At 38.2% G+C, this 495-nt stretch carries 1 protein-coding gene; it reads right to left on the bottom strand.

Features of this window, described 5'->3' with window-relative positions:
• The coding region (locus QWI17_RS20135; protein ID WP_302724321.1) for a Calx-beta domain-containing protein at window positions 1-495 on the bottom strand (495 nt) is incomplete at both ends.

Here is a 495-nt window from a genome sequence, read left to right as displayed (position 1 = left end):
CTGAATTTGAGTCTGCTGGAATCGTTACTGTTACTGGAATTGTTGTATAATCTACTCCATTGTCTGCTGTTCCTGTTACTGTAATTGTTACTTCTGTAGCTGTTGTTGATGTTACATCCGTTGGTAAACTTACCGTAAACGCTCCATCTACATCTGGCTCATTCGCATTTGGTGTCGTAGCTTCAATACTTACGACTAAATCTCCGTTATCTTCATTGTCTCCAATAGTCACTGTTGCTTCATTCTCTGTCGCATGAATTCCTATTGATGGATTATTTGTTGATACCAAGGTTACAATTACCGTCTCATCACCTTCTAATTCTAAATCATCCAATACTTCTACTGGAATCAATGCTGAATTTGAGTCTGCTGGAATCGTTACTGTTACTGGAATTGTTGTATAATCTACTCCATTGTCTGCTGTTCCTGTTACTGTAATTGTTACTTCTGTAGCTGTTGTTGATGTTACATCCGTTGGTAAACTTACCGTAAACG

The organism is Gilvimarinus gilvus, assembly GCF_030518155.1.
GTDB classification, from domain to species: Bacteria; Pseudomonadota; Gammaproteobacteria; order Pseudomonadales; family Cellvibrionaceae; genus Gilvimarinus; species Gilvimarinus gilvus.
This window is presented reverse-complemented; position numbering and strand designations above follow the sequence as displayed.